General features: G+C 29.2%; 7 protein-coding genes. All 7 read right to left on the bottom strand.

Translation table 11 applies throughout. From position 1 onward, the window contains the following. Positions 1-366: 366 nt before the first annotated feature. Positions 367-1,254: an alpha/beta hydrolase gene (locus tag BM384_RS12930; protein WP_090014212.1), complete on the bottom strand. Its 888-nt coding sequence runs from the start codon at positions 1,252-1,254 to the stop codon at positions 367-369. 253 nt (positions 1,255-1,507) lie between these two features. Next, the gene (locus BM384_RS12935) at positions 1,508-2,338 is read right to left on the bottom strand and encodes an acetyl-CoA carboxylase carboxyltransferase subunit alpha (RefSeq protein ID WP_090014213.1); all 831 of its coding nucleotides are present in this window, start codon (positions 2,336-2,338) and stop codon (positions 1,508-1,510) included. Continuing rightward, the gene (gene accD, locus BM384_RS12940; RefSeq protein WP_175537378.1) at positions 2,307-3,128 is read right to left on the bottom strand and encodes an acetyl-CoA carboxylase, carboxyltransferase subunit beta; all 822 of its coding nucleotides are present in this window, start codon (positions 3,126-3,128) and stop codon (positions 2,307-2,309) included. Before accD ends, BM384_RS12935 begins: the two co-directional genes overlap by 32 nt. Beyond that, entirely contained in the window at positions 3,112-4,482 is a 1,371-nt protein-coding gene (accC, locus tag BM384_RS12945; protein ID WP_090014215.1) for an acetyl-CoA carboxylase biotin carboxylase subunit, read from the bottom strand. The genes accD and accC overlap by 17 nt, the downstream gene beginning before the upstream one ends. A gap of 11 nt (positions 4,483-4,493) precedes the next feature. Beyond that, positions 4,494-4,943, bottom strand: coding sequence for an acetyl-CoA carboxylase biotin carboxyl carrier protein (locus tag BM384_RS12950; RefSeq protein WP_090014217.1), 450 nt, complete (start codon positions 4,941-4,943; stop codon positions 4,494-4,496). A gap of 58 nt (positions 4,944-5,001) precedes the next feature. Next, positions 5,002-5,538: a hypothetical protein gene (locus tag BM384_RS12955; protein ID WP_090014219.1), complete on the bottom strand. Its 537-nt coding sequence runs from the start codon at positions 5,536-5,538 to the stop codon at positions 5,002-5,004. 155 nt (positions 5,539-5,693) lie between these two features. Beyond that, positions 5,694-8,756: SDR family NAD(P)-dependent oxidoreductase (locus BM384_RS12960; RefSeq protein ID WP_139232113.1), on the bottom strand; the 3,063-nt coding region annotated here is incomplete at its 5' end.

Consider the following 8,756-nt stretch of genomic DNA (forward strand, 5'->3'; position numbering starts at 1 on the left):
AACCTAGGTCAACAAGCTATCTTGAATCTTCAAGACCAAAACATATCTTAATATTTAATAAAAGTAAATATTTGTTTTTTGCCTCCGCTCCGAAGACCTTTTTGTTGTGTCTAAAATCAAATCAATTTTGATAGTTTATTATCTATTTCATAAAATAAAGTATTATTTATTTCTACCTTATTTTTTCATAGCCAACTTTACACTATCCGCTTCTTCTTTCTTTTATCATAGTAATTGCGTCCATAACAAATACCTTCTTCCTTTGCTTTTTTATTATTAATTTACCCCATAAAGTAAATTATATATATTTTTTGTTTTCACTCAAGTTTTTGCAATATTATTGTTATATATAACCAAAACTCTTTATTATATATTATTGATAGTTTCTACTATAAGCCTATGAGCTTCTAACCATTCGCCTGTACAACGAACAGTAAATGCATGATCACTATTTAAAAACCTCTTTACAGTTACCTTACTGCCTGCTTCTATCATCTTATATGCAAACTTTTCTGCTTCTGCATGTAAAACATCAAGCCCTCCTGTAATGAAAAGTGAATCTGGCATACCTTTTAACATATCTTCTTTTGCAAATATTAAAGATACATATGGGTTCTCTGATTCCTCTATACTTAATATATATAAAGAATTGTATTGTCTTGATTGTTCAAAAGGAATATAAGATTTAATCCCTTGTGCTTTTTCTTCAGGGTCAGTATATAAATCTAAAGCAGGATAATTTAATATTTGAAGTTTAATTTCAAATTCTTTTGTTTTAACAGCTTCCATAGCAGTTGCTACTACAAGGTTTCCTCCTGCACTACTTCCACAAAGTACAATTTTAGATTTATCTATACCTAACTTATCTTCATTTTCATAAGCCCACTTTGTAACATCGTATACCTCTTCAAATGCTGCTGGAAATGGATATTCTGGAGCTAACTTATAATCAATATCTAAAATAAGTGTATTTGTTTCCACTGCAATCATTGCTGCAAAAGCTCTATCTGCTTCACTATAGCCTTTACAGAATCCTCCCCCATGCACCATTATAACTAAAGGTGAATTTTCTTTTCTATTTTGCCCTTGAATTTGATAATACTTTGTTTTGCCTTGTCTAGTTTCTAACTCACATTCTTCTATAGTAACTTGATTTATATAATTTTGTTGATATTCTGTCATAGGCTTATCTTTCACACTATTACGTATATTATTAGCAATCCTCACCTTTTCTTCATATGTATAAAATTTCATAACTATCACTTCCGTAAAATATTTTCTATATAATATTTTATTGATTTCAATTAAGATTGTAAAAATGGCATATTATTAATATTATATTTTTTTATATTACTTTTAGATATATGCTGAAAATATTTCACTTCTAATAGCTTTTTATACTTTCCTTCCCCAAGTTTTATATATAATTTTAAAAAAAGATTCAAAAAAATATCTTCAGATAATTATTACTATATCTAAAGATATTTCTTATAAAGTTATTTTATTTTTATATACATGTTCCCATTTTTCTAAACTTATTATATCTATTATCAAGCATTTCATTTACGTCGCACTTCATTAATTTTTCTAATTCATCTATTATGGCCTCTTTTAAAATCATTGCAGCTTCCTTCTTATTATTATGTGCACCACCATAAGGTTCCTTAATGATTTTATCTACAACCTTTAGTTCTTTTAAATCAGCAGCTGTAAGTTTCATTTTAGATGCTGCTTCCTTAGTTCTATTTATATCCTTCCAAAGTATACTTGCAAATCCTTCTGGAGATAGTATTGAATATATTGCATTTTCTAGTATTAAAACTTTATCAGCAACTCCTAAACCTAATGCTCCTCCACTACCACCTTCACCAATGAGTATTGAAATTATAGGTACCTTAATCTTACTCATCTCTAACAAGTTATTTGCAATAGCCATACCTTCACCATTTTCTTCTGCTTCAATACCACAATAAGCACCTGGAGTATCTATCAAACAAATTATAGGCATTTTATGAATTTCAGCAAACTTCATTGCTCTAAGTGCTTTCTTATAGCCTTCTGGCCTTGCCATTCCAAAATTTCTGTATATATTATCATTTAAATTTTCACCCTTACTTATACCAACAATAACTGCAGCTATTTCATTTATTTTGCACATACCAGCAATAACAGCCTTATCATCATAACTAATTCTATCTCCATTTAAACTTACAAACCTATCTACTATAGTCTTTATATAATAACTAGCACTTGGTCTATTAGTATTACGTGCCTTTTTAACTATTTCCCAAGCTTCATCTACTTCCTTAATATCCTGCTTCATAGTGTCTTCCCTCATTTATATCTAAAATATTGAATAAAAATCCCTTAAGTTCTTTTCTATTAACAATATGATCTATCTGTCCTTTTTTAAATAAAAATTCTGCCCTTTGCAAATCTTTTGGCAATTCCTCTTTTATTGTATTTTCAATTACCTTTTTTCCTGCAAAACCTATTAATGCTTCTGGTTCACTAATTATTATATCTCCCTGCATAGCAAAGCTTGCTGTTACACCTCCAGTAGTTGGATCTGTTAACACACTTATATAAAGTCCACCTTTTTCCTTATATCTACCTATGGCAGCTGATATCTTAGCCATCTGCATTAAGGATAATATTCCTTCCTGCATTCTAGCACCACCTGAAGTTGTAAATATAATTAAAGGTAACTTTTTAGAAGACGCATATTCAACTAACCTTGTAATTCTTTCACCAACAGCAGTCCCCATGCTACCCATCATAAAGTTACTGTCCATAACTGCTAAAGCTACTTTAATTTTATTAATTTCTCCTACGCCAACAGTTACAGCTTCATCACTTGAAGACTTTATTTTTGATACTCTAATCTTTTCCTCATAACCTTCAAAGTTTAATATATTCTTTGTCTTAACATCTTTAAATAATTCCTCAAAAGTTTCCTCATCAGTTATTTGTCTTATTCGTTCTTTAGCTGATAATCTCATATGATAATTACACTTTTCACATACATAATAATTATCCTTTAAACTTTTGCTATACACTATACCAGAACATCTTTTGCACTTTGTCCACATTCCCTTTTTAATATCAACTTTATTTAATGAATTCATTTTTATTCACCAACTCATTCTTTAAAAAATTTGTGAAATATTGTCCACCCATAAACCCATCACTATTAATAAGCCACTTTTGAAAATCAATATTTGTTTTTATACCAGATATATCAATCTCATCTAAAGCTCTTTTCATCCTATTTATAGCTTCAGTTCTATCTCTACCCTTAACAATTAGCTTTAGAATCATAGAATCATAATAGCTTGGTATTGTGTATCCACTATATACACTTGTATCAATTCTTACACCAATTCCTCCTGGGAGAATTATATTGTTTATAGTTCCAGGACATGGCATGAAATTATTAAATGCATCTTCAGCATTAATTCTGCATTCTATTGAATGACAATTTATTTTTATATCATCCTGACTTAATGTTAACTCTTCTCCATTTGCTATCTTTATTTGTTCTTTAAGTATATCTATATTACTAACTTCTTCAGATATTGGATGCTCAACTTGGACCCTTGTATTCATCTCTAAAAAATAATAATTTAAATCTGTATCTACAAGAAATTCTATAGTTCCTACATTACTATATCCAATCTTCTTCATAGCAGTTACTACAGTACTTCCCATCTTTTCTCTAAGCTCTTCTGAAAGAATTGTAGATGGAGATTCTTCTAATACTTTTTGATTATTTCTCTGCATTGAACAATCTCTTTCTGGCAAGTAAACTATATTACCATATTTATCTGCTATAATTTGAAATTCTATATGCTTTGCTGTATTTATAAATTTTTCTATATACACTTCTTCACTATTAAAGCACTTTTTAGCTTCCATCTTACAAATATAATATTGTTTCTCTAATTCTTTATCATCATTAACAATTCTTATACCTTTTCCACCGCCACCTAAAGCTGCTTTTATCATAACTGGATATCCTATTTTATTAGCTACTTTTAGAGCTTCTTCTATACTTATTACTCCTCCATCAGACCCAGGTATAACAGGAACTCCTGCATTTTTCATTATTTCTTTAGCCTTAATTTTATCTCCCATATCTGAAATCATCTTACTTGTAGGACCAATATACGTAATATTACACTCTTCACATATACTTGCGAACTCTGCATTTTCAGATAAGAAACCGTAACCTGGATGAATAGCATCTACACCATTAATATCACAAGCACTTATAATATTAGGAATATTAAGATAACTGTTATTAGTATAAGCATCTCCTATACAAACAGCCTCATCAGCAAGCTTTACATGAAGTGATTCTTTATCTGCCTCTGAATACACTGCTACAGTCTTTATGCCCATTTCCTTGCATGTTCTTATAATTCGTACAGCAACTTCTCCTCTATTAGCTATTAATATCTTTTTTATATTTCTAAGCATTGACATACCACCTACTTTATCTTAATTTTCACAAGAGGTTGTCCATACTCTACATTTGTTTTATTTTCACAACATACTTCAACAACTTCACCATCAAACTCACTAGTAACTTCATTTATAAGTTTCATAGCTTCAATTACTCCTATAACATCACCCTTTTTTATAGTATCCCCTTCTTTTACAAACACTTCTGCTTCTGGACTTGATGATCTATAGAACACTCCTACCATAGGTGATTTTACAGCCTCTATACCCAGTTCTTCTTCCGATTCCTTAAATTGAGATTCATTTATATTTTTTTCAGTCACCATACCTGCAGCTATATATTCAGATGTATCATTTACTAATTTAGTATCTGGCTTTTGTAAGTTTAAATATAAATTATCAATTTTTACTTCAATTTTAGAGAAGGAAGTTTTCTCTAATGCATTCACTAAATTACTTAAAGCATCTATTTCCATTCTTCTTACCTTCTTTCTTGTTTTTTACTTTCAGCTTCAGTAGCTATAAATTTAATCTTTATGCATCCTTTAATATATTTTCATTATGGATACTTAAAATTATTCCTATTAGAACAAAAACATTTGAAATTATAACTGCTGCAACTGCTGTATTTATAAATACAAATACCCAAATATCTATAAAAAAAACAACTGTCCATACTTTTGTTTGAAATATAGATAATTTATCTATTTTACTCTTTGTTAAATTATAATTTTTCCAATCTTTCTCTACATAATACCCCATGAAAGGTCTTTTCATTAACATACTAATAAGGCTCATTGATAATAATGCTGCATATCCAAAATATCCATCACCAACTATTAAATAATCAGTTTTAAATATATAATTAGCGATAATTGTAGTTATAAAATATAACACACTAAATAAGTCCATAAAGCTGAATTTATTACTTATTTTTCCATAAAGTATTAATATTAATTCCAAAATCAATGCAGCTATTCCGCCATATGGTTTTAACTCAGCACTAATTGACCAATAAACTATCCAGGGTATATATGAAATAGTTAAATATATCATATTTTTTACTTTCATTATTACACCTTATCGAGACTACATATTGAAATATAATCTAGATCTTTCTTCATCCATTAATAACTTAAGACTACACTTAACATTTTTCTTATTGAAGAAATTTGAAAGAGCAATAAAGTCACTCTTCCAAACTTCATTTTTTCATCAATAGAAATTTATTTAAAGATATCGTGATTACCGTTATCCTTATCTATTCTTGTTAAAATCATTTCATCTATTTCAAATATTATTTCTCCATTTTTTCCAATAGCTTGTGCTGAATATACTATGTTAGGATCATTAACCTCTAACAATTTACTGTACACATATATTTCTTCGTTTTTCTTAAACTCTCTATACTTAACAGCTTTAGTTATCTTTCTAGGCACTATAGTATATCCATTTTTCTGATAATCATTTAGAAGCATAAATCTTCCTATATTATCGATAGTTACTGGTGAAATTATTGACTCTACAAAGTCTACATATGAAAAATATTGTTTATCCTCAGGTACTTTTACTACCCCTACCATTTCATTTTCATTTAGCATTCCTGCATAAGTTATACATCTAAATGTTTCTCCAAAAACTATATAGTTACAAGCACCTTTATAGTATAAGTCCATGTCCATTTCCTTACTTTCTTCTATTAAAGCAGGTAAGTCTAAATCAGTTTTCTTAACATCTCTAAGTTTCTTTTCAAATATTATAGATCCATGTGAATGAAGTCTATCTTTCTGTAATACCATTCCTTTTTTATTAATGAAATCAGATAGAATTTTTACATCCAATACTTTTTTATCTTCATTGCTTTCTGAAATTTCACCTGTTAACTTTAATGTAAGTTCATTTTCATCATAATATTTAACAAACTTATCGAAGTTATAGTCTTTAATTTCAGATGCATAATACTCTTCATTATCAATATCTAATTTTTGTAGTAAAGCTCCAAGTTCACAAGCTGACTCTATGTGCATAACTCCAGCAAATACACTGCTTCCATCAACTAAGTGATCTCTTAGATGAATATCACTTTCTTTTCTTAACTTTTTCTTACACACAATGCTCTTACCTTTTTCATAGTCTTCAACTATATCAAGCATTGGGAATAATGTTCTATCTGTAACTTCTCCATTTTCTCCAATAAACTTAGAAGTAGTTTTTAAGTCTTCATCTAATAGATCTAACTGACCTAATGGCATATTACCTTTTCCTATCTGTCCAAAGAATAAAACTTCAGGGTAGTCTAATCCAAAGGCTACTTCATTTAAAAATCTAGTAACGCCTTCTTTTGCTCTCATATAATCTAATCCTCTTACTTCTTTTTGTACCTTTTGTACTTGAGGATCTGCTGCCATACCTACATCATCCCATGCTGTCCATCCTAGAACTCCACATTTTAATTCTGGGTTATCTTTATTAATCATGCATGAAAGCTTAACTATAATATCTGCACCAGCTGAATAATCAACTTGTCCATCCATACCAAATCTTCCTGAAATAGATCCCATGCTCATAAAGAACTTTAACTTATCACTCTTAAATTTATTGTACATATTATAGAATCCATTTGCTTTTACTCTTACTACCTTTAATGCAAATTGCTCATTCTTATTAACAACTCTTCCGAAGGAAGGAAGTCCTGCTCCATTAATTATTCCTGTTACAGTACCGAATTTATTCTTTATATATTCAGAAAGCTTTGTAGTGTCTTCATCACTGCATATATCACACTTTACATAATTGATATCATAGCCACTTTCATTTAACTTTTTAATATTTTTATATAATTCTCTTGCATTTAAAAGTTTATTATATTTCTCAACTGCCTCAAATGGAGCCTTTATCTTGTTTTCACTCATTAATTTTCTTATGAATGTAGGTTTATACTTTTCAATTTCTTCATCGTTAAAGTCTATCCATTCTTCATCACCCTTTGGCAATTCTGTTCTTCCTGTAATGATTATCTTAGGATTATATAAAGCTGCTAATCCCTTTACACATTCTAAGATAATTCCTCTTCCTCCACCTGAAACGAGAACAACATCATCTTTATCTAATTTGAATTGTTCCATAGATTCTCTATCTTTTATTTCTTTAGGGAAAACACAAATTGTTTTTCTTATTCCATTACAGTATCCTACTTCTACTAAACTTTCTCTTACTGTATAATCTTTATAGATTTTTTCAGCAGTTTCTTCTGCATCTTCTATATCTGTAAAGTCACATACTTTACAATTAAGAGGTCTAAGTTCTTTTTCTAATCCTTTTAAATATCCATCTACTAAGGCTCCAATAGGATTGTTTATAAACTCTGTTTCTATTCCAAAGATTCCACCAATGTTTGTTGCTGCAAAATATGCACATTCTTTAGGATTCTCTTCAAAATACTTATAAGCATATTTTGAAGTGTAGAACATTACATTATATACTTCCCTTACTTCTCTATCATATAAATCATAGCTTACATTATAAAAATCTAATGGTTTTCTCATTGCATTTAGATTGATTACAACATCTATTCTTCCTAGCATTTCTGCAATTTTATTTATAGATGCCTTTAAACTGTCTTCACTTTGAAAATCTACTGATACAGATTTTGCTTCAGTATATTTTGTATTTCCTAAAATGCAGATATCAGCATCATCTTTCTTTAATAAATCAATTAATTTTCTTGTTATATCTTGATTTAACTGATCTTCAACTAATAAGACCTTTTTACCCTTCATGCTGAATTTTTCTGCTTTGTCTGGGAATTTCTTTTCTACTGAAACGCCCATATATCTTGTAGTTACTGAATCTTCATCTAATTCAAAAATTTTATTAAGCTTATTTTCTTCAGCTTTTTCAACTATTTCTTTTTCATTTACTAAAACTGATTGTCCCATAGTTTTACATGTGTAATCTACAATTTTTTCTATTGTATTAAACTCTTTTACGTTGGCACCGTCTTCTACATCATATCCAAAGTGCTCTCTTACTACAGCGAATATTTCTCCTTGTTTTACTGAATCTATACCTAAGTCTGCTTCTAAATCTAAATCTGATTCTAACATTTCTTCTGGATATCCAGTTTTCTCTGCTATTATCTCTTTTATTTCCTTTTCAATAGAATCCTTATCTACACTATTTATTTTTTGGGCAGTTACTGCAGCTTCACTTTCTGATCCCATAGCCTTGCATGTATAATCTACTATTTTTTCTATTGTATTAAATTCTTTTACGTTAGCACCATCTTC

Source organism: Clostridium sp. DSM 8431 (assembly GCF_900116755.1).
Lineage (GTDB): Bacteria > Bacillota > Clostridia > Clostridiales > Clostridiaceae > Clostridium.

What these genes read in the sequence shown, in the direction of transcription:
- accC (WP_090014215.1), bottom strand. Translation starts at nt 4,482, where the DNA reads ATGCTTAGAAATATAAAAAAGATATTAATAGCTAATAGAGGAGAAGTT.
- BM384_RS12935 (WP_090014213.1), bottom strand. Translation starts at nt 2,338, where the DNA reads ATGAGGGAAGACACTATGAAGCAGGATATTAAGGAAGTAGATGAAGCT.
- BM384_RS12955 (WP_090014219.1), bottom strand. Translation starts at nt 5,538, where the DNA reads ATGAAAGTAAAAAATATGATATATTTAACTATTTCATATATACCCTGG.
- BM384_RS12950 (WP_090014217.1), bottom strand. Translation starts at nt 4,943, where the DNA reads ATGGAAATAGATGCTTTAAGTAATTTAGTGAATGCATTAGAGAAAACT.
- accD (WP_175537378.1), bottom strand. Translation starts at nt 3,128, where the DNA reads ATGAATTCATTAAATAAAGTTGATATTAAAAAGGGAATGTGGACAAAG.
- BM384_RS12930 (WP_090014212.1), bottom strand. Translation starts at nt 1,254, where the DNA reads ATGAAATTTTATACATATGAAGAAAAGGTGAGGATTGCTAATAATATA.